The sequence below is a fragment of the Nocardiopsis sp. EMB25 genome (genome assembly GCF_026797795.1).
Classification (GTDB): domain Bacteria; phylum Actinomycetota; class Actinomycetes; order Streptosporangiales; family Streptosporangiaceae; genus Nocardiopsis; species Nocardiopsis lucentensis.
On the sequence record NZ_JAMTDN010000001.1, the window covers coordinates 5,282,394 to 5,299,892 of the forward strand.

General features: G+C 71.1%; 24 protein-coding genes. 1 reads left to right on the top strand and 23 read right to left on the bottom strand.

The window, feature by feature from the left end:
- Positions 1–2: 2 nt before the first annotated feature.
- From KIK06_RS23355 to KIK06_RS23465, 23 genes are all read right to left on the bottom strand, one after another.
- Positions 3–1,172 (bottom strand): siphovirus ReqiPepy6 Gp37-like family protein, encoded by a 1,170-nt coding sequence (locus KIK06_RS23355; RefSeq protein WP_268645101.1) that lies wholly within the window; start codon positions 1,170–1,172, stop codon positions 3–5.
- Complete coding sequence (locus tag KIK06_RS23360; protein ID WP_268645102.1) at positions 1,169–2,125, bottom strand: phage distal tail protein; 957 nt, start codon at positions 2,123–2,125, stop codon at positions 1,169–1,171. Before KIK06_RS23360 ends, KIK06_RS23355 begins: the two co-directional genes overlap by 4 nt.
- 12 nt (positions 2,126–2,137) lie before the next feature.
- Positions 2,138–5,719, bottom strand: a complete 3,582-nt coding sequence (locus tag KIK06_RS23365) for a phage tail tape measure protein (RefSeq protein WP_268645103.1) — start codon at positions 5,717–5,719, stop codon at positions 2,138–2,140.
- A gap of 22 nt (positions 5,720–5,741) precedes the next feature.
- Entirely contained in the window at positions 5,742–6,116 is a 375-nt protein-coding gene (locus KIK06_RS23370) for a hypothetical protein (protein ID WP_268645104.1), read from the bottom strand.
- Positions 6,113–6,487, bottom strand: a complete 375-nt coding sequence (locus tag KIK06_RS23375) for a hypothetical protein (RefSeq protein ID WP_268645105.1) — start codon at positions 6,485–6,487, stop codon at positions 6,113–6,115. The genes KIK06_RS23370 and KIK06_RS23375 overlap by 4 nt, the downstream gene beginning before the upstream one ends.
- 95 nt (positions 6,488–6,582) lie before the next feature.
- Positions 6,583–7,143, bottom strand: coding sequence for a phage tail tube protein (locus KIK06_RS23380; protein ID WP_268645106.1), 561 nt, complete (start codon positions 7,141–7,143; stop codon positions 6,583–6,585).
- A 51-nt stretch (positions 7,144–7,194) separates the two neighbouring features.
- Positions 7,195–7,605: a hypothetical protein gene (locus tag KIK06_RS23385; RefSeq protein WP_268645107.1), complete on the bottom strand. Its 411-nt coding sequence runs from the start codon at positions 7,603–7,605 to the stop codon at positions 7,195–7,197.
- Entirely contained in the window at positions 7,602–7,862 is a 261-nt protein-coding gene (locus tag KIK06_RS23390; protein ID WP_268645108.1) for a hypothetical protein, read from the bottom strand. The genes KIK06_RS23385 and KIK06_RS23390 overlap by 4 nt, the downstream gene beginning before the upstream one ends.
- Before the next feature lie 11 nt (positions 7,863–7,873).
- Positions 7,874–8,224, bottom strand: coding sequence for a hypothetical protein (locus KIK06_RS23395; RefSeq protein ID WP_268645109.1), 351 nt, complete (start codon positions 8,222–8,224; stop codon positions 7,874–7,876).
- Positions 8,221–8,772, bottom strand: coding sequence for a hypothetical protein (locus KIK06_RS23400; protein WP_268645110.1), 552 nt, complete (start codon positions 8,770–8,772; stop codon positions 8,221–8,223). Before KIK06_RS23400 ends, KIK06_RS23395 begins: the two co-directional genes overlap by 4 nt.
- The gene (locus KIK06_RS23405) at positions 8,744–8,923 is read right to left on the bottom strand and encodes a hypothetical protein (RefSeq protein WP_268645111.1); all 180 of its coding nucleotides are present in this window, start codon (positions 8,921–8,923) and stop codon (positions 8,744–8,746) included. Before KIK06_RS23405 ends, KIK06_RS23400 begins: the two co-directional genes overlap by 29 nt.
- A 10-nt stretch (positions 8,924–8,933) precedes the next feature.
- Positions 8,934–10,262 (bottom strand): phage major capsid protein, encoded by a 1,329-nt coding sequence (locus KIK06_RS23410; RefSeq protein WP_268645112.1) that lies wholly within the window; start codon positions 10,260–10,262, stop codon positions 8,934–8,936.
- Between the two features lies 1 nt (position 10,263).
- Positions 10,264–11,046, bottom strand: coding sequence for an HK97 family phage prohead protease (locus tag KIK06_RS23415; RefSeq protein ID WP_268645113.1), 783 nt, complete (start codon positions 11,044–11,046; stop codon positions 10,264–10,266).
- Position 11,047: 1 nt separating this feature from the next.
- A complete protein-coding gene (locus KIK06_RS23420; protein WP_268645114.1) occupies positions 11,048–11,521 on the bottom strand; it encodes a hypothetical protein in 474 nt (157 codons plus the stop codon).
- Between the two features lie 206 nt (positions 11,522–11,727).
- A complete protein-coding gene (locus tag KIK06_RS23425) occupies positions 11,728–12,975 on the bottom strand; it encodes a phage portal protein (protein ID WP_268645115.1) in 1,248 nt (415 codons plus the stop codon).
- A gap of 1 nt (position 12,976) precedes the next feature.
- Complete coding sequence (locus KIK06_RS23430; RefSeq protein WP_268645116.1) at positions 12,977–13,171, bottom strand: hypothetical protein; 195 nt, start codon at positions 13,169–13,171, stop codon at positions 12,977–12,979.
- Between the two features lie 26 nt (positions 13,172–13,197).
- Positions 13,198–14,946, bottom strand: coding sequence for a terminase large subunit (locus tag KIK06_RS23435; RefSeq protein WP_268645117.1), 1,749 nt, complete (start codon positions 14,944–14,946; stop codon positions 13,198–13,200).
- Positions 14,918–15,370 (bottom strand): phage terminase small subunit P27 family, encoded by a 453-nt coding sequence (locus tag KIK06_RS23440; protein ID WP_268645118.1) that lies wholly within the window; start codon positions 15,368–15,370, stop codon positions 14,918–14,920. Before KIK06_RS23440 ends, KIK06_RS23435 begins: the two co-directional genes overlap by 29 nt.
- A gap of 61 nt (positions 15,371–15,431) precedes the next feature.
- Positions 15,432–15,668, bottom strand: a complete 237-nt coding sequence (locus KIK06_RS23445) for a hypothetical protein (RefSeq protein ID WP_268645119.1) — start codon at positions 15,666–15,668, stop codon at positions 15,432–15,434.
- Positions 15,665–16,003, bottom strand: coding sequence for an HNH endonuclease (locus KIK06_RS23450; protein ID WP_268645120.1), 339 nt, complete (start codon positions 16,001–16,003; stop codon positions 15,665–15,667). The genes KIK06_RS23445 and KIK06_RS23450 overlap by 4 nt, the downstream gene beginning before the upstream one ends.
- 6 nt (positions 16,004–16,009) lie before the next feature.
- Positions 16,010–16,402 carry a hypothetical protein gene (locus KIK06_RS23455; protein ID WP_268645121.1) on the bottom strand — a complete coding sequence of 131 codons (393 nt, stop codon included), beginning with the start codon at positions 16,400–16,402 and terminating at the stop codon, positions 16,010–16,012.
- Positions 16,395–16,655, bottom strand: coding sequence for a hypothetical protein (locus KIK06_RS23460; protein WP_268645122.1), 261 nt, complete (start codon positions 16,653–16,655; stop codon positions 16,395–16,397). The genes KIK06_RS23455 and KIK06_RS23460 overlap by 8 nt, the downstream gene beginning before the upstream one ends.
- A 31-nt stretch (positions 16,656–16,686) precedes the next feature.
- Positions 16,687–17,022 (bottom strand): hypothetical protein, encoded by a 336-nt coding sequence (locus KIK06_RS23465; protein WP_268645123.1) that lies wholly within the window; start codon positions 17,020–17,022, stop codon positions 16,687–16,689.
- A 94-nt stretch (positions 17,023–17,116) separates the two neighbouring features.
- Between KIK06_RS23465 and KIK06_RS23470 the strand changes: the two genes are divergently transcribed.
- Complete coding sequence (locus KIK06_RS23470) at positions 17,117–17,494, top strand: hypothetical protein (RefSeq protein ID WP_268645124.1); 378 nt, start codon at positions 17,117–17,119, stop codon at positions 17,492–17,494.
- Positions 17,495–17,499: the final 5 nt, after the last annotated feature.

Sequence of the window (17,499 nt, forward strand, 5' to 3'; positions counted from 1 at the left end):
GGTCACCTCCTGTTCTGGAGTTGGTCGACGTCGCGCCGCAACCGGGCGACGCGCTGGTAGATGGCGGGCGCGTCCTGGGCGTCGCCGATGCTGGGCTCGATGCGGGGCCCCTCGTCGGGGGTGCGGGTGTAGGTCACCTCGCGGATGATGTCGGTGACGTCGCCGATCTCGGTCTCGGCGGTGACGATGTCGCCGAGCCAGTAGTCGCGCCCCCATCGGATCGCGTCGGTCTCGATCGGCTCGAAGGTCACCGAGGCTTTCCCCCCGGCTTCAGCGAAGCGCTCGTCAGCGCTCGCCTGGGCGGCGGCGTCCGGGTCGACGTAGCCGTCCGAGCCCGGCGTGGCGGCCGGGTCGACGTCGCGCCGGTCGATGAACTCCTCCCGGGCCAGGTCGGGCCACAGCGGGTCGGGCTGGGTGAACCGGTAGAAACGCCTGGCCTGGCCTTCACCGCCGACGCCGACGACGATGTCGGTGACCTCCGGCGGGGTCAGCGAGTAGCTGTACGAGCCGAGGGTCCCGAGCCCGGTGGAGAACCGCACCTGCGCGGAGCGGTCGACGGGCACGTAGGGCTCCCACACCAGGGACGCGCCCTGCTGCACGACCCGGAACCCGATCCCTCCGGTCTGGCCGATGCCCCACAGCGCGTCCAGGAGGACGTCGAACCTCGTCTTGGACTCGATCGTGGGGCCGCGACCCTGGGAGGCCGGGAGTACCAGGCCGGACACCTGCCGGTCGGCGAGCGCCGAGCCTCCGGCGTTGACGTCGATCAGGGTGCGCATGACCGTCTCGGCCGGACCGGTGGTGACGTAGTGGGCGTCGTCCTGAGTGGCTCCGGTGGTCGGGATGGTCTGGGACGGGCGGGGCCAGCACAACCGGGCCAGGGCGGCAGTGTCGGTGACCCCGGAGACGGTGACGGTGTCGGACTCGCCGTCCGCGGCGCGCTCGGTCGGCCGGGCTGGGCCGGACAGCAGCACCTGGCCGTCGCCGTCCAGGAGCAGGATGCCCGCGCCGGACAGGAGCAGGTCCGCCGACGTCGAGCCCGCCGGAACGCTGACTTTCCACGCGCCCAGGGCCAGGTGCCGCTCGGTGGCCTCCAGGGCCACCTCGTCCTCAATCAGGCCCGCCAAGGACAGGTCGGGGTTGCGCACGAGCAGCATCCACTCGTCGCTCATGCGGTCAGCTCCCAGGGGGTCAGGGCCATCTCCAGGAGGGACCCGGTGCCGAGCCCGGTGAGGATGATGTCGACGGTGTTGGCGCCGGGGGCGAGCGGCCACAGCACCGAACCCAGGGCCAGGTCCGAGAACCGGTTGGCTCCGGTGTGGTCGCGGACGGTCTTGTGTCGGGGGCGGGTGTCGATGATGATCTGCTCCCCGGCGGCCAGGGTCGCGGTGAACTCCAGCTCGGCGCCAGTTGACACGTTGCGCATGGTTGCGGTGCCGGAGAGCGGGCCGGTGATCGTCCAGACTGGCCAGCCCCGCACCGACCCGGGGTTGCGGATCGTCATGCCCTGGCCGACCACCCCGGAGTCGCGCACTTCCACGGGCAGGATCGGCAGCCAGGTGTCGGTGACGGGCTCCAGCGCCCACCGGACCGTGACCGGCGTCCGCTCCCAGTAGGGCTGGGCAGCGAGCAGGTTGAGCCCGTAGGTCGCCCAGTCCATGCCGGTGTCGCCCCCGCCCTCGGGGCCGTCCATGCCGGACACGTACCGGGCACGGATCCACCGCCGCTGGCCGGTCGACTCGGCGACCTCCAGGACGCCGTTGCCCCCGCCGTCAGCCTCGGTCGGGGAGAACGCCTGGGCGAGCGCGCGCCGCTTGGCGAGCACCTCGGGGCGAGTGGGCGCCTCGAGGTAGATGGGCAGGAACACCTCCCGCGCCTCGGTGCGGGTGCCGCGGATGACGGTGCCGTCCAGGAGGCTGTCGGACTGGTAGAGCTGGTAGGTCGGCATGGCCAACCCGCGCGCCCCCTCCAGGACCGCGTACCCCTGCCCGATGTCGGACAGAGGCACCTCCTGCCCGGCCGCCGAGGTCCAGGTGACCCGCGGCGGCGACCCGACCGGGCTGCCCGGCACCACCGGTTCCGGTGCCGGCACCACCGGTTCGGCTGGCAGGTACACGATGGGCACGACAAACCTCCTCTACGGGACGGGGTGCAGGCGCTCCCAGTCGGACAGCGCGGTCACGACACGGCGAGCCGTGCGGCGGCCGTCGCCGTCGCCGGTGATGTGGAAGGTGTGGCCGCTGATCTGGTGGCCGCGCCCCTCCAACACGCGCACGAGCCGGTCGATCCGGTCCTGCTGCGCCGAGGTGTACACCGCCTCCGGCTTCCCGGTGCGGTTCTCGACCATCGTGTAGCCGGGCCGGAGCCACCCGCCGTCGTCGTAGAGCTGAGCGCCCCCACCGGCGGTCGACTGGGAACCGGGGCCACCGACGGCGTAGGCCACGGGCGCGAACCCGTACCGGTCGGTGTACATCGAGTGCGAGGCGCCGCGCGCCGACGTGCCCTTGTGGACCCCCGCCGAACCGGAGGACTCGACGTTGACGCCGAGCAGGGTGCCGGACATGTGGCTGCCCCGGGCGCTGGAGCCGTTGACGACGCCGACCTCGAAGGGCGACCGTAGGCCGCGCACCCACCCGGACGGTGCGCGGGTGCCGCGGAAGTCCATCGTGGTGTACCTGCGTGCGGGCCGGAGGCCGCGGATCACGTTCTCGATCCCAGCCATGAACCCGGAGCAGTCCCAGGACGGGTTACCTCCGCCACCCCACTGGTAGGGCAGACCGACCTGGGTGTCGACCCACTCGGCGGCGGCCTGCAGGCGCCGGGAGGCGGTGGCGAGCCCGACCCAGTCCGCGGCCCCGCCGTTGGTGGCCTCCAACCAGGAGAAGGACTTGATCTTGTCCTTGAGGCCGCCGACCAGGTACTCCACACCCCGGGTGGGCAGACCCTTGATGCCGGTCCGGCCGAACTTGTCCTTGATGATGTTGACCAGCGGAGCGGCGACCTCGTCGACCGCGCCGGACAGGCCACCGGTCAGGAACCCGGTGACGATGTTCCGACCGAAGGACGACACGGCGTCGACGATGCCGCCCTCGGCGTAGCCCGGGAGCACACCGCCGCGGGCGTACCCGGCGCCCTGGGCGAGGTCGCGCACCCGCGGTGCGGTGCCCGACTGGGGGGCGCGTCCGGCCGCGTACCGCTGCAGCGCCGTCGTTCCGCCCTGCACACCGATCCGGTTCCACCGCAACAGCTCGGACCGCAGCGCCGGAACGCGCATCGCCTCGGACACCGCGACGCCCTCACCACGGCGGGCTCGGATGACCTGGTCGTCGCCCTGTCGCCAGGAGGACCGGCCACCGAGCACACCGCCCCGGGCGAACCCGGAGGGGAGGGTGACCTTGTCGATCGTGCCGAGCCCGACCTTGTCGGCGACCCAGTTCCACACCTTGCGGATGCCGGAGTTGTAGACGTCGTTGACGAAGAACTTCACGGGTCTCTTCGCCGCGCTGCGGATCTTGTCGAGGGCCTTGCCGATGCCCTCCTGGCCGCGGTCGAACGCGCGCTTGGTGGCGCCGATGCCGTCGCGCAGCCACCCCAGTGCGGTGCGCCCGCCCTCGACCGCGGTGGAGATCGCGGCCTTGACTCCGCCGACCGCTACGCCGACCCCGGTCCGGAAAGTGGTGAAGCTGCCCAAGACCTTGCCGACCACGAACTTGGTGATCGCGGCCAGCGGCGGCTGCAGGTACTTGTGCCACAGGTCGTAGCCGGTCGCACCGACGCCGAGCAGGGTGCGGGTGATCCACGCGAAGGGCGGCTTGATGCCCTTGTTGTAGAGCCACATCGCCCCGTCGGCGATCGCCGACAGGGCCGGAGACAGGTACTTGGTCCACAGGGCCTGGCCCTGTTCGCCCAGCCACGTCGCCGCGGCCCCGATGCCTGAGAACGCGGCGTTGACCAGGTCTCGGAACCAGCCGACCTTGTTGTAGGCCAGCACCACGGCGCCGATCAGCAGGCCGATGCCCACCACGATCAACCCGATGGGGTTGGCGGTCAGGGCGGTGTTCAGCAGCCACTGCACGCCGGTCCAGGCGATCGTGGCCAGGCGCACGGCCCGCTGGGCGACCGCGGTGGCGATGGTGGCGACTCGGGCCCGTGTGGCGGATACTGCCGCGCGGGTCTGGGCCAGGGCGAGCGCCCCCCAGTGTCGGGCGGAGGTGAGCGCGGCGCGACCGGCGCGGGTGGCGGCCGAGGCGGCGGTGGTGATGCCGCCCTTGGCGGCGGTGGCAGCCTTAGCTCCGGCGCCCTTGATGGAGTCCCCGGCGTACATGGCGCGCAGGCGCAGCCCGTCCAGGGCGGGGCGTCCCTTCCTGGCGAGGTCGCCGAGGGCCTTGCCGCCGTCGGCGGCGCCCTGGACGATGCCCTTGCCGACGTTCCAGGTGCCCGTGGCCACGGTCGCGGCGGTCGCGGCGACCTTGTACGCCGCCCAGGCCGCCCCGAGGCCGAGGACGGCGGCCCCGGCCTGCTTGACGGTGTCCATGTTGTTGGTGACCCACTCGGTCACCTGCGTCAGGACCGGAGCCAGCTCCTCGCCCAGGACCGTTTTCAGCTCGCGCCAGGCGGAGGAGAGCTGCTGGGCGTCGGTCTGCTCCATCGCGTCGGCGGCGTCAGAGGCGGCCCCGGCCACGGTGCCCAGCTCGGAGGCGGCCGTGCCCAGGTTCATCGAGTCAAGCGCACCGGCCAGGTCCTCGGCCTGGGTACCCATGAGGGCGAAAGCCAACTCGGAGCGCTGTGCGTCGTCCTCGACGCCTTGGAGACCGCCGAGGATCTCCTCGAGCGCGGTCCGGGCGGCAGGGCCTCCCTCGGCGAACGCGGCAGCCATCTGCTCGGCGCTGAGTCCGAGCCCTTCGAGCGCGCCGACGGCATTCGTGTCCAAGCTCTGGACACGGATGTTCAGTTCCTTCAGCGAGTCTCCGACCCGATCGGAGGACTGGGCGCCGTTCTGGGTGGCCTGGACGATCAGGCCCATGGCCTCCTCGCCGGACAGGCCCAAGTCCCGGAACTGGGTGGAGTACTCCTGCATGGTGTCGGCGAGGTCGTTGTACTCGTCCGCGCCGAGCTGGGCGCCCCGGATGAGCAGGTCCATCGCGGACTCGGCATCCGGGGCGATACCGGTGGTGACCATGTTTGCCACCGAGCGGGCGGCCTCGTTGACGTCGATGCCCAGGGTGTCGGCGAGGTTGATGGCCTGCCGGGAGATCTCCTCCAGGTCCGCAGAGCTGGCGTCGCGCATCCACTGCATGTTCTGCACGACCGACCCGACGGCCTGGCTGACCTCGGGCATGGACGCGCCGAAACCCGAGGCGTACACCTGACCGGCGACCGCGCCGATGCGGGCGGCCTCAGTCTCGGTGACGCCGAGCTGGGACTGGAACCGGCCGGTCGCGGTGGACATGTCCAGCGCCGAGGAGAACCCGGCGCCCAGGGCGGCGCCGCCGGCCGCGGCGGCTCCGGCCGCGACCGTGGACACGGCGCTGGAGATCTGCGACGCGCCGCGCCGGATCGAGGCTCCGGCGCGGCTGGTCAGCGTCGTGCCGAGGTCGTCCCCGGCCTGCCGCCCGGCCTTGACGATGGGCGCGTTGAGCTGGGAGCCCATCTGCGCGCCGATCCCGCGCACGGACGGGATGACGGTGAGCACGGCGTACCCGGCGTTCTCCGACGCCATGAGGGATCACCTCCCTCACAGCTCAGGACGCGTTGGCGTACCGCTTCTGGTGGTCGAGGAGCTTGCGCGACCAGTCACCGTCGGGTGGGGTGCCCCGCTGGGTCGTGCGCTGTCGGCCCTCGTCGACTGGTGGGCCCGGCCGGTCCGGGTGGGACTGCTCGGCCCACAGCTCCCACAGCCCGGCCAGGTAGTGCTCGGAGCGGGAGAGGTGGTCGACTCCGGCTGCGCGCCAGACCGTGGCGTCGGCGGGCAGCATCCGGATGAGCGTGCCCAGGCGCCGCCAGGTCAGGCGGGGCCCCGGCCGGTACAGGTCCACGAGGTCGACCTGGTAGAAGCGCAGCAGGTCGGCCTCCACCGCGTCCGCGTAGCGGCGGAGTAGGCGGAGGAGGCTCCTCATTCCCCCGCGGTCTGCCCGTAGGCGTCGCGCATGATGGTCTCCTGCAGGTCGCGGACGTCGCCGAACTTCATGGGCGTGTGTGCCCCCTTCAGCTCCGCCCACTGCTGCGATCCGAGCAGGGCGCGCAGGTGCTTCACGAGCTGGCCGTCCTCGGCGTACTCCTGGATCTCGATGTCCCAGTCGTCCACGGTCGGCGGGACCCGAACGTCGGTGCCGCGCCACTGCACGACCTTGAGCAGGTCGGCGGGCTCCATCTGCTCGCTGCGGGTCGCCTCGTCTTTCACGGCGGCGAGCCGCTCGGGGTGGGGTTCGGCGGCCGTCTGCGGGGCAGCGGGCTTGGCGGCGCGCGCAGTCTTCTTCGGAGCGGTCATGGGGTGCAGGTTCCTTCCTCGTGCAGGTGGTCAGAGGTGGGGTGGTGGGGCGGCGACCTGCACGCGCACCGCCCCACCACGCGGGGGACCCGTCGCTACGGGGCGACGTAGTTCGGGTCGGTCTTCAGGTCGCGCCAGAGCTTCCCGGCGCCGTCCGGGTACACGCTCAAGGTGGCGTTGTACTGCTGCATCGTGTTCTCCGCCATCTGCAGCTCGGCGACCTCGCCCAGCTCGACGGTGTCGATGACGCGGCGCTTGATCTTGTCGCCGTCGCGCAGCTCCAGGCCCATCTTGAGCTTGCGGCGCTGAGGGACGTACACCTCGTCGGTGATGACACCGGCCGCGACGGTGCGCGTGGAGTCGCCGGGGTTGATCAGCTCGAAGGTCGTGGCGTTGTCCTCGAGCATGACGACGTTGACGGTGCGCTTGTGCTGGCCGAACGTGGTCCTGACGAGGATGTTGCCCCAGGCGAAGTGGTCCTCGCTGGACTCGTCGCGGCCGTCGGTCATGCCGTCGTCGCCGTTGAGCAGCCCGGCGGGGATCCACAGCGGATCCCACGCGGTTACCAGGTCAGTGGGGCTGGGGGCGGTGCGGGTGAAGTCGAAGAAGACGTCCGCACCGCTCCAGATGTCGACGTTGTTCGGGTTCCCGGCCATGCCGGATCCTCCTCAGATAGATGGGTGCGCAGGTAGGCCCGGCCGGGCCGGTCAGATCAGGGTGGTGTGGCAGGTCGCGCGCAGCAGCGCGGAGCACACCGGGATGTCGGTGTCAGGATCGCGCCCGTGGACCAGGCCACCTGTCGGGCGCATGGACCGGATCACCTGGTCGTGGTGGTCGGCCAGGAGCGCCTGGGCGAGCACGGCCAGGTCGTGCGCGTCGTCCTCGGTACTCGCCCAGGCGGTGAGCCGGACCAGGCCGCGGGCGGCGGCGGGCCAGGCCCACGCGGTGGTGTCGTCGGTGGCGACCAGCACGTAGGGCAGGTGCCGCTCCTCCGGTGTCGCGCTGGCGGGCAGTTCGGTACCGACCAGGGCGTCGAGCGCGTAGGGCTCGGACCGGTCGGCGAGCAGGGCACGCAGAGCCACGGTGGCCGGAGCGCGGATGTCGGGCAGGGTCCTCACGGAGCGCGCACCTCCAGCCCGGCCTTGGCCGCGGCGCGGGTGAGCCGCCCGTGGATGGCCTGCTGCTCTGCAGGCACGCCCACGGAGGCCGCTTCACGGTCGGTGGTGTACTCGCCGACCGAGGCGTCCGGCCCGGCGCCGCGGGCGACCTTGCGGGCAGCCCGGTTCACCACGGCCCGCATCGGCGCGGCCTTGAGGATGCGGCGGATGCCCTTGGAGTCCACCCGCACGCTCCACTGAACCTGTGTGCCGGACACTGGATCACCCCCTATGTGGCGCGCTGAAGCGCGACCTTGACGTGGTGGACGAAGCTGGTGAAGGGGTCCGGCCACCGGGCGACGTCGCCGACGACCTCGCACAGGAGCCCGTCGAATTCGATCCGGTCGGCGGATGTAATGTCGGCGTCCGTGCCGGGGGCGGTCTGCAGCCACCACCCGGTGGTGACGCGGACGCCGGACTCGTCGCGGTCCTCCTCGGTCGTCCGGGGCGCGATGTTGAGGCGGGTGAGCGTCAGCCGATCCACGGCCTCCGGCGACCAGTCCGGGATCGTGTTGCCCGCCCGGTCCGTTCGGGTTCCGGCGCGGACCCGGACCGCTGACTGGTTGAACAGCAGGCTCACGCGCGATCACCTCGCAGGGCGTACCGGGTGACGGCGTCCGCCCAGGCTTGGGTGACACCGACCGCGGACTGGGTCCCGTAGGTGACCGACTGGCCGTCCACGGACACCGACTGCACGCCCTTGCGGATGTTGAACGCGGCCTCGGCCTGGTCCAGGACGACCTCTTGGACGTCCTCGGGAACGGCCATGTACCCGTGATCGAGGACGACCCGCACCGACCGAAGCCGGTCCGGCCAGCGCGCGCAGACCCTCCGCAGCACGCCCTCCTCCGACCACTCGAAATCGTCGGCGGCCAGGGCCTCGCCGTCGACCTCCACGGTGGTGACAGCGCGGACCGGGCACGCGGGCAGCAGCAGCGTGGTACTGCCGTCGCCGTTGAGCCAGATGGACGCGCCGTCCACCGGGGTGAACGAGGTCGGGCGTACCGCGCCGAGGAACCGACGCGACGCCGCGCGCACGCGAGCGACCAGCGTCGGGTCGTCGACTGGCACGCCCAGGACCTCGGCCAGCTCCGCAGGGTCAGCCAGCAGCCCCGCCGGAATCGGCATCGCCGTCCTCCTTCTTGCGGCGGCTGCGCACAGGCTTGGCCGTCTGGGTGCTGACGGGGTTGGCCTTGCCAGCGTCCTCAGCTGGGCGCTCTGGGGCGTCCTCGGGCCGGTAGCGGACGCCGTCGATGGTGATCATCTTGTGCTGGGGCACGCGCGCCTCCTTACGACGTGGCGGGCTTGGTGACGACCAGCCGGTTCGGGCGCCACAGGACCTGAGCGGCGCGCAGCTCGGCGCGCACGTAGGTCATGTTGCGCTGGGCGTAGTCCTTGTGCTGGTTGAACGCCATCACCGACAGGCCCTCCCTGTCGAGAAGCGCGACCTGGCGGAAGTCGCCGAGCAGCGGCTCGCCGACGGTCAGGCGCTCGGAGGTCACCCGGGTCCGGCCCCACAGGGTGCCGGGGCCGGACCCGAACGGGCCCTGCCCGTAGAACCGGTCGTTGGCGTCCTGAAGCAGGTCGATCGCCTCGTCGTCCTCGGGGGACAGCAGGATCGCGGTGACCGTCCCACCCAGCCGGGTGACGCGGGTGATGGACTTGCGGATGGCCTTGACCAGTGCCATCACGTCGGCGGGGTTGTTGACGTCGTAGATGAACGTGCCGGTGTCGGCGACGGTGTAGGTCTGCTCCTGCACACCCGTGGTGGCGAGGATGCCCAGCGGCTCACCGGAGACGCCGGTGCCGTTGAGCAGCTTGTCCTCCACCACCGAGTCCAGGCTGTAGCGCAGCTCGTTGTCCATGTAGGAGGCGAACGCGGGCGCGTCGGCCAGGAGCTGGTTGGTGACGTCGTAGCCGTCGGCGTAGGTGTAGACCTTCGCGTCGGCCAGGTTGGTGGTCATGTCCGAGGTGGGCTTGAGCGCGTTGGCGTCGGCCGGGCCGGTGGACTCGGGCACCACGGCGGCGTTGCGGGTCACTCCGGTCACCTGGACGTACTCGAAGTTGCCGCCGGTCTGGCCGCGCGAGATGAGGTCCAGCAGGGTCAGCCGGTCGCGGTCGACCAGGTCGACCATCGGCATCCGGACGTTCTGGACCAGGCCCGTCGCCGTGGTGAGGGTGGCCTTGCGCCCAGAGGCCCAGTCCTCCATCGTGCCGACCTTGACACGGCCGATGTTGATCGGCGTGCCGTGCCCGACACCGGACGGGTTGGCTTCCTTGAACGCCTGGTAGGGCGCGGACTTGGTGAACTTCTCGCCGAAGGTGCCGGCGCTCTTCTTGCGCCCCGAGCCCGGGGAGCCTCCGCCCTTTGCGCTGGGCGTGGCGGGCTCGCCGCCGTCGGGGTCGTCTTCGGGGGCGTCGCCGTCGTCGGCAGCCAGGCCCTTGACGAGCGCAGCGGCGTCGTCGGCGGCCTTGATCTTGGCGCGCAGGTCCTCGATGGTCTTGGCCAGCGCGGTCGCCTCAGTGATCTGCTCCTCGGACAGGTCGCCCTTGGCGGCGATGTCGTTCAGCTCCTTGGCGCGCTTGAGCGCGGCGTCGAGCTGGGCCTTGAGGTTCACGTCATGCTCCGTTCAGTGCGGTCATCAGGGTGAGCCGTGCGGCGGCCTGAGCGGACCGGCCGTGCTGCTTGGCGGGCGGGGCGTCCGGCTCGCGGGCCGGGTCGCTGCCGCTGGCCGCACCACTGGCGGGCTGGCTGGCGTGCTGCTTGGCGTCGTTGGTGTCTTCGGGGGTGGCTGCGTCCAGGACCGCGGTGATGGAGTCGCGGGCCTTGGTGAGCCGGTCGTAGTTGGTCTGGCTGAGTACGCGGCCGGCCTTGATCCCGCGGGTCAGGTCGGCAGCCTTGGCGGCGAGCAGCTCGGTCTCCTGGTTGGCGCCGATCAGGCACGGGCCGACCTCGTGGACGCGCATCTTGCGCAGCTCGTAGTAGCCGCCCCAGCGGTGGTCCTCCTTCTCGACGAAGGCGCCCTCCACCACGTCGTAGGCGAAGCTGAACTGCGTCACCCGCCGTCCCTTCAGGAGACGGTGGACCTGTCCGGCCTTCGGGTTGGTGTCCATGTCGTCGATCTGGGCGGTGACGACCAGGCCCTCTGCGGTCTCCTCTGCGTCCAGGACGTGGCCGACGTGGGAGAAAGGGTCGCCCCAGTCGTGGGACCAGATGAACGGGATCGGGTCGCCGCTGCTCTTCCAGCGGTCCAGGTCCTCGGCGAACGCGCCGGGGACGACCACATCGCCGTAGCTGTCCTCGTTGCCGAACACCGACACGAGCGCGCGGACCTGTCCGTCTTCGAGTCCCTGGTCGGCGCCCACGGCCTTGACCCGGGCGGGGAACGACTTGGTGTGCATCTCACTCCTCCCGGGAGTAGGTCATGCGGCAGTTGCAGTTCGCGGTCTCCTCGGTGCGCCCCGACCGGTCACCCGGCCAGCGCAGCCCGTTGGAGAACACGTCGTCGATGCCGGTGCTCTCGTTGTTCTGCGCCCGGTGCGAGGCGCGCGGATTGGCTCCGCCGGTCCGCCAGACCTTGAAGCCGACGCCGGAGGCGCGGGCGGCGTCGACACCGCCGAAGCCGCGGGCCTCGGTCGCGATCGTCTGGCCGTACAGGGCGGCCGTGGTCGTCCACCCAGCGAGCGCGTCGGCGAGGGAGTCCTCGACGTCGTCGGCGGCGAGTGCCTCCTCGGCGGCGGCCGTGGTGGTCTCCTCGAAATCCGTCGCCCAGGTGGCGGCTGCGGTGGTGAGCCAGGCGAGCATCACCTCGGGGTCCCACCCGTCGGCGGTCGGGTTCCACGAGGCCAGTGCCTCCCACGCGCCCACCTGGGCCAAGCGGTAGTTCCGGCCCGCGATGAGTTGGGCGAGCTGGTCGACGCGCTCCTCGGCGGTGGACCTCCAGGGGTCCAGAGTGCCAGCCGTATCGCCCAGGAGGTCGCGTAGCCGGTCGGCCTGGCCCTGGGCGTAGCTGATCAGGGCGGCCTCGAGCGCGGCGTGCTCGGTGGTGAAGTCGCCGAGGTCGTCGGGCCGATCCGCTTTGATCAGGACCGGCCCCGACCTTTTGGGGGCGGCGCGGTGTCCCGTGGAGAGGCGAGCCCGCCTACGGCGACGTTGAGCGGCACCACCAGGTCGTCGGCGCCCTCGATGGCGGGCAGGTTCGCGCGGGCGCGGGCCTCGGCCCGGAGCATCCACGGAGCGCCAACTGCCGAGGACAGCACGCGGGCCTGCTCCTCGAAGGACAGGCGCATCTTGGACTCGACGTTGGCCTCGACGTACAGCGGGCGGCCGTCGGCCAGGTCCGGGGTCAGCATGGCGTTGATGACCTGCTCCCACAGTGTGATGAGCGGCCCCAGTGCGTCCCGGTAGAGCATCTCTCGGTACGCCTCGACGTTGCTGTAGGTGCCTTCTCGGGCGCCTACCAGCTCCGGAGCGATGTGGTAGGCGGACGCGACCTCAGCGTCGGTGAGCTTGCGTCCCTCCAGGTCGGCGGTGTCGCGGGGGGAAAAGACGTCGACCTTCTTCAGGGTCATGCCGTCCTCGAGGATCGGCGTGCCGCCCTCCTGTCCGCCACTGCGCGTGTATCGGCGCCAGCTCTCTATGAACCGGTCCCGCGCTTTGGTCTTGTTCCAGTCCGGGGCATCGGCCGGGCGCTCGATGACCGCGGGCACCCGGGCGCCCCGCTTCCAGATACCGCGCCGATAGGCGACGGCCTCGGACGCCTCGGCCAGGATGTCCTGGAGGGTCTCCATCGGGCTGACGCCGTTGGCCCCGCGCGGGGAGTACCCGGCGTCGTACAGGTACCCGTCCGGGTCGCGGTCGGTGTAGTGGCCGTCGGCGGTCCAGATACGGATCTTGGTGACCCGGTCCAAGCCGTCGGCCACGAGCCGGAAGCGCCTGGCGGGGATGCGGACCAGCTCCATGCCGCCGTCACCTTGGGGGACCTTCTGCACGCACCAGCGGTCGTAGGTCAGGAAGTCGACCATGACCGAGTGCCAGAACCGGGCTGGTGCGGTTCGCGGGGCCGGGGTGCCCAGGACGGCGGCCAGCGGGTGGTCGGTGACCCGCTTCCGGTCGGTGTCGGAGACCCGGTCGTACAGGTGCAGCGGGATCGTGCTGATCTGCCGGGCGATGAAGTCGGTGACCTTGCGGACCGAGGGCTGGGTGTGCCACACGTGGCGGGCCCCATGGTCGCCAGTCAGGTCGGTCAGCGGCAGGCCCGGGTCGACGATCTCGATGCCGTTGGCGGTGACGTAGTCGCCGAGCTGGCCGAGGGACTCGAAGCTGGGCACGTCACACCACCTGCGTCCACAGCAGCGCGGCCCGGTCGATGACCACGGTCCCGTCGACCGGTGCGCGAGTGGTGCCCTGGACGAACGCGGCCCCGGTCAGCTCCACCTCGCGGCGGGTGACGCGTGACAGGGTGCCGCTCAGGGTCGATCCGTCGGCGAACTGGGCGTTGATCCGGCGGCCGATGTGCCTGCGCATCCTGGCCTCCTCTCATGGTGGGGCGGTCAGATGATCAGGACCTCGGCGTCCTCGCCGTCGTAGGCACTGCGCTTCGGAGGTTCGCGGGTCATGGTCTCGGCGAAGGCGTTGGTCAGCGCGGACACGGCGTCGATCTTGTCGCCGCTGTTCTTCTTGTCCGGCTTGACGTTCCCGGCCGGGTCCATCGCGACGGCCAGGTTGTCGACCTGCCATCTGACCGCGGGGTTGCCGCCGTGCCGCACCAGGGGCTCCTCGACGGTTCCCTTCAGCACGAGCCGCTGCAGCTCCTTGAGCGGTGGCGACTGGGTGACGAACCCCTGGCGGACCTTCACCATCGGGGCGCCGTCCTCGATCAGGTCGTTGGTCAGCGGGGTGGCGTTCCACGGGTCGAAGCCGATCGAGCGGACGTCGAAGGTGTCCATGTCGGTGTCGATGGTGCGACGGATGTACTCGTAGTCGGCGACGTTGCCCGGGGTGGTGGCCAGCAGGCCCTGGCGGACCCACACCGACGCCATTCCGGCCGTGCGCTTGTCCAGGCGCGGCAGGTTGTCCTCGGGGGTCCACAGCCGCCACAGGACGTCGATGCCGCCACGGTCGTCGTCGGGGAAGGCCCAGCACAGCGCGCACAGGTCGGACGTCGATCCCAGGTCCAGGCCGCCGTAGGCTTCCCGGCCGCGCAGGCGTGTCTCGTCGACCAGGCCCGCGTTGCGGTCCCATGCCTCCAGGTCGATGAACTTGGTCTCCTGCTTGGTACGGATGCCCAGGTGCAACCGCAGGTACTTCGCCAGGTCCGCCGGGGACTCCTGGGCCTCGGCCGCGGCCTTGCGCAGGTACGCGCGCGACGGCGAGACACCGAATCCGGGGTTGGCCTTGCGCTGGGTTTCCTCGGCGAAGGGGTCGGCGCCCTCCTCGGCGGCGAACACCACCCCGTAGGTGGTCGGGTCCTTCAGGGCGCCGCGGGCGAGCTGCTCGATCCGGCGGCGCTTGCGGTCGTAGATCGTGTTCTTCTTGCCGCTGTCGGCGGTGGTGATGATGGCGACGAGCGGCTGGGTGCGCGAGCCGGTGCCGGTCTCGATGGTCTCGACCAGCTCCGGGTCCTTGTGGACGTGCAGCTCGTCAACGACGGCGCAGTGGATGTTCCCGCCGTGCTGGGCATCGGCGACGCTGCTGACGACCTCGAAGTAGCTGCCCGACTTGGGGTGCAGAATCTTGCCAGTGAGCGGCTTGACGTGGCCCTTCAGTCCAGGGGCGCGCTCGGCGAGTTGCTTGATCGGCTGGAAGACGAACCCGGCCTGGCGGGTGGTCGTCGCGGCGGCCAGGACCTGGGCGCCCTGCTCGCCGTCGGCGGCGGTCATGTAGATCGCGATGCCACCGAGGAGCGTGGATTTGCCGTTCTTGCGGGGGACGTCCACGTACAGGGACGTGATGATGCGGACCCAGGCGTCGGCGTCGGCGTCGAAGTGGACCCACCCGAACACGGGGGCGAGGATGTAGGCGACCTGCCACGGGTCCGGCCGGAGTGGCTGTCCGGCCCACTTGCCCTGGGTGTGCCGGAGCACGGCGAACGCGGCGATGACCCGGTCGACCCTGACCGGGTCGAAGGCCGCGCCGGGCTCGTCTCGTGGCTCGGGCGTCTTCCACAGGGGCGGGCAGTCGGGCAGGCCGAAGCCGCGGGAGAGCAGGTACCAGGCGACCTCGGGCGAGATCTTGAGCCGGTCCAGCTCCTCGGCGTCCGGCAGCTCTACGTCAGGCGAACGGGTTGTCCTCGCCGTCATCGTCGGCCCCCCTTGCCAGGGCCTGCTCCGTGCTGGGCGTCAGGCCGAAGTGTCCGGCCCAGGCGCGCATCTCGCGTCCGGCGTTGCGTGCGATGGCGACGGCCGGGTGCGGCAGGGTGCCCTGGGCGGCGTCGATGGTCAGGCCCTCCCGCTGCACTTGGCGGGTTGCGTCGACGAACGTCGCCCACGCTTCGCAGTACGCGGCCAGTGCGGCGCGGTCGGCCTCCTTGATCAGGTCCAGGCGCGACAGCTCAGGGATGACGCGGCGCCACTCGGCGGCGGCTTCGCGCGACAGCCAGGTCGGGGGCTTGGGCGGGACCCGCTTGAAGGCCGGGCCGGTGTTGACCTTCCGGCCGCCGGAGTCGGTGCCGTTGCCGCGGCCCTCGATGAGCTTGAGTGCGGCGGGCTTGGGGGTGCGACCCATGACCAGACCCCCCTTCGGCATTCTGAGATCGCGAACGCCGAGTTAACCGCGGCGCTGTCCGCTATGTCCGATTCAGTGGCGTGAACTCCCCCTCCCCCTGGTGGGGGTGGGCGGTGACCCGCTCGGGTCGACTGGTGATGTTGCGGGCGTAGGACGGGCCGGTCGGCAGGATGCCGCCGCGCGCGTACCGGCCGTGGTGGATCGCGTGGACAGCCAGGGTGAACGTGTTCCAGGCGCGTGCCACCACGTCCCGCAGGGCCTTGCAGGAGGCTGTGAGGCGTGCCTTGAGGGTCCTCATCTGCGGTTCTCCTCTCGGCTCTTCGTGTCGTGACAGTCGTCGCAGATCGGCTGCAGGTTCGCCTTGTCGAACTTCGCGCCACGCTTCGACAGCGGTCTGATGTGGTCGACCTGCGTCGCGGGCTGACCGCAGCTTCGGCAGTTGGGCTCGTCGCGCAGAACCTTGTCGCGCAGCGCGCGCCACTTCCGCGAGCCGCCGGAGCCCCACGCCTTGGAGCGGCGCTGCCAGGGCGGCGGCTGGTGGTCCTCGCACCGGTTCTTCTTGGTGGACAGCTCGGGGCAGGGACGGCCGTCATCCCCCCGGTGGCCACACCGGGAGGGGGCGGAGTAGGGCACCGGGGGTCACCCCTCGGGGGTGGGGGCGTCCTCGGTGGAGGTACCCCCCTCGATATCGGTACCCACCCCCCAGATGGTGGGGAGAGGGCGGCCCCGGGTGTCGGTGGCGGGGGCCTCCTCGGCGTCGCCCTGGTCCTCGTCGGCGGCGAACCGGGCCTCGAAGTCGGCCTTGCCGATGACCTCCAGGGGCAGCACCAGGTAGTCACCGAACGCCGCACGAACCTTGCCGTCGCGGCTGCGGATGATCACCCCGGCGGTCAGGCCGAGGCCGGGGCCGGGCAGGTTGGCCAGTTCGCAGCGGACGTGTGCCCACTCCTCCACGGCCGCGAGGGTCTCGCGGGTGACCTGCATGGCCTGCACGGTGCGCGGCCGGGTGGTGTAGGTGCGGGGCTCAGACATCGGCGCTGGTCTCCTCGGTGTCGACGCGGATGCGGCGGGCGAACAGAGTGAGGGTGACCAGGGCCAGGCTCTGATCGTCCAGGTCGATCTCGTGGATCTTGACGGGGTGGCTGGCCGAGCAGAGGAGAGCCTGCCCGTTGATGCGGACCTCGGTGGGGACCACGACTCCGAGCGGGTGTTCGGCCGCGCCGGGCGGGAGCTTCTCGATGATCTCGATGACGACGCCCTTGGCGTCCTGATCGGTGGTGCTCATCATGGATTCCTCGTGCAGGTTGAGGGGTTGGTCAGGCCGGGTAGGCGTAGGCGCGCAGTTCCAGCTCGGCGTTGTCCACGTCGATGTGCAGCTCGCGGCCGTAGGCGCTGGCGGGGAAGTCGGCGAAGTAGTGGGTCTCGCCGAACGGGATGAGCTTGGTGCGGTCGGCGACGTCGAAGCCGTCCACGGTCGCCTGGGTGACGAAGGTGACGGTGTGGTCGGTGGTCGTGCCGACGTTGGCGACCTCCACGATCACCCGGCCAACGTTGGGCACGCTGTGGCCCTCGACGGGGTCGCCGACGACTGCGGCGGCACCAGTGACGCCGTCGCGGCTGATGGTGGTGACGGGGATGGCGATGCGTGCCATGGGCTCTCCTTGGCCGGGTGCGGCCATACCCTGCGCGGAGCGTGGCCTGTGAGATGTACTGGTCGGCGTCTATCCCTGAGGTGAGGAGAGCGCCATGAGGTGTGGTCTGGCGTGTGTGGTGTCCGTGCTGGCTCTGGCGGTGGCCGGGTGCGGGGGCGGCGAGGACGAGGCTGCGGCGGTGGACGTCCCGGCCTACGAGGTGGTCAAGGACGAGGGGCGCGTGACGGAGTTGCTGTCGGAGGGCGTGGACACCGAGGGTGCCGAGGCGATCATCGACCAGGTCATCGCGGAGAACGAGAACGGATGGGACCGGGAGCACAACGTTCAGGTGATCGCGGAGCCGGACGCCGGGATGGTGGTGTGCCGTGCCCGGTGGGTGGAGGACGAGCAGTCCTCGGAAGTCATGACCGGCGGGACGGTGACGTCCGAGGACGGTGAGTGGCCCGTGGTGGAGCTGGACTGCTTCGAGTAGAGCCC

What these genes read in the sequence shown, in the direction of transcription:
- KIK06_RS23355 (WP_268645101.1), bottom strand. Translation starts at nt 1,172, where the DNA reads ATGAGCGACGAGTGGATGCTGCTCGTGCGCAACCCCGACCTGTCCTTG.
- KIK06_RS23365 (WP_268645103.1), bottom strand. Translation starts at nt 5,719, where the DNA reads ATGGCGTCGGAGAACGCCGGGTACGCCGTGCTCACCGTCATCCCGTCC.
- KIK06_RS23370 (WP_268645104.1), bottom strand. Translation starts at nt 6,116, where the DNA reads ATGAGGAGCCTCCTCCGCCTACTCCGCCGCTACGCGGACGCGGTGGAG.
- KIK06_RS23375 (WP_268645105.1), bottom strand. Translation starts at nt 6,487, where the DNA reads ATGACCGCTCCGAAGAAGACTGCGCGCGCCGCCAAGCCCGCTGCCCCG.
- KIK06_RS23380 (WP_268645106.1), bottom strand. Translation starts at nt 7,143, where the DNA reads ATGGCCGGGAACCCGAACAACGTCGACATCTGGAGCGGTGCGGACGTC.
- KIK06_RS23400 (WP_268645110.1), bottom strand. Translation starts at nt 8,772, where the DNA reads ATGCCGATTCCGGCGGGGCTGCTGGCTGACCCTGCGGAGCTGGCCGAG.
- KIK06_RS23415 (WP_268645113.1), bottom strand. Translation starts at nt 11,046, where the DNA reads ATGCACACCAAGTCGTTCCCCGCCCGGGTCAAGGCCGTGGGCGCCGAC.
- KIK06_RS23430 (WP_268645116.1), bottom strand. Translation starts at nt 13,171, where the DNA reads ATGCGCAGGCACATCGGCCGCCGGATCAACGCCCAGTTCGCCGACGGA.
- KIK06_RS23435 (WP_268645117.1), bottom strand. Translation starts at nt 14,946, where the DNA reads ATGACGGCGAGGACAACCCGTTCGCCTGACGTAGAGCTGCCGGACGCC.
- KIK06_RS23440 (WP_268645118.1), bottom strand. Translation starts at nt 15,370, where the DNA reads ATGGGTCGCACCCCCAAGCCCGCCGCACTCAAGCTCATCGAGGGCCGC.
- KIK06_RS23445 (WP_268645119.1), bottom strand. Translation starts at nt 15,668, where the DNA reads ATGAGGACCCTCAAGGCACGCCTCACAGCCTCCTGCAAGGCCCTGCGG.
- KIK06_RS23455 (WP_268645121.1), bottom strand. Translation starts at nt 16,402, where the DNA reads ATGTCTGAGCCCCGCACCTACACCACCCGGCCGCGCACCGTGCAGGCC.
- KIK06_RS23460 (WP_268645122.1), bottom strand. Translation starts at nt 16,655, where the DNA reads ATGAGCACCACCGATCAGGACGCCAAGGGCGTCGTCATCGAGATCATC.
- KIK06_RS23465 (WP_268645123.1), bottom strand. Translation starts at nt 17,022, where the DNA reads ATGGCACGCATCGCCATCCCCGTCACCACCATCAGCCGCGACGGCGTC.
- KIK06_RS23470 (WP_268645124.1), top strand. Translation starts at nt 17,117, where the DNA reads ATGAGGTGTGGTCTGGCGTGTGTGGTGTCCGTGCTGGCTCTGGCGGTG.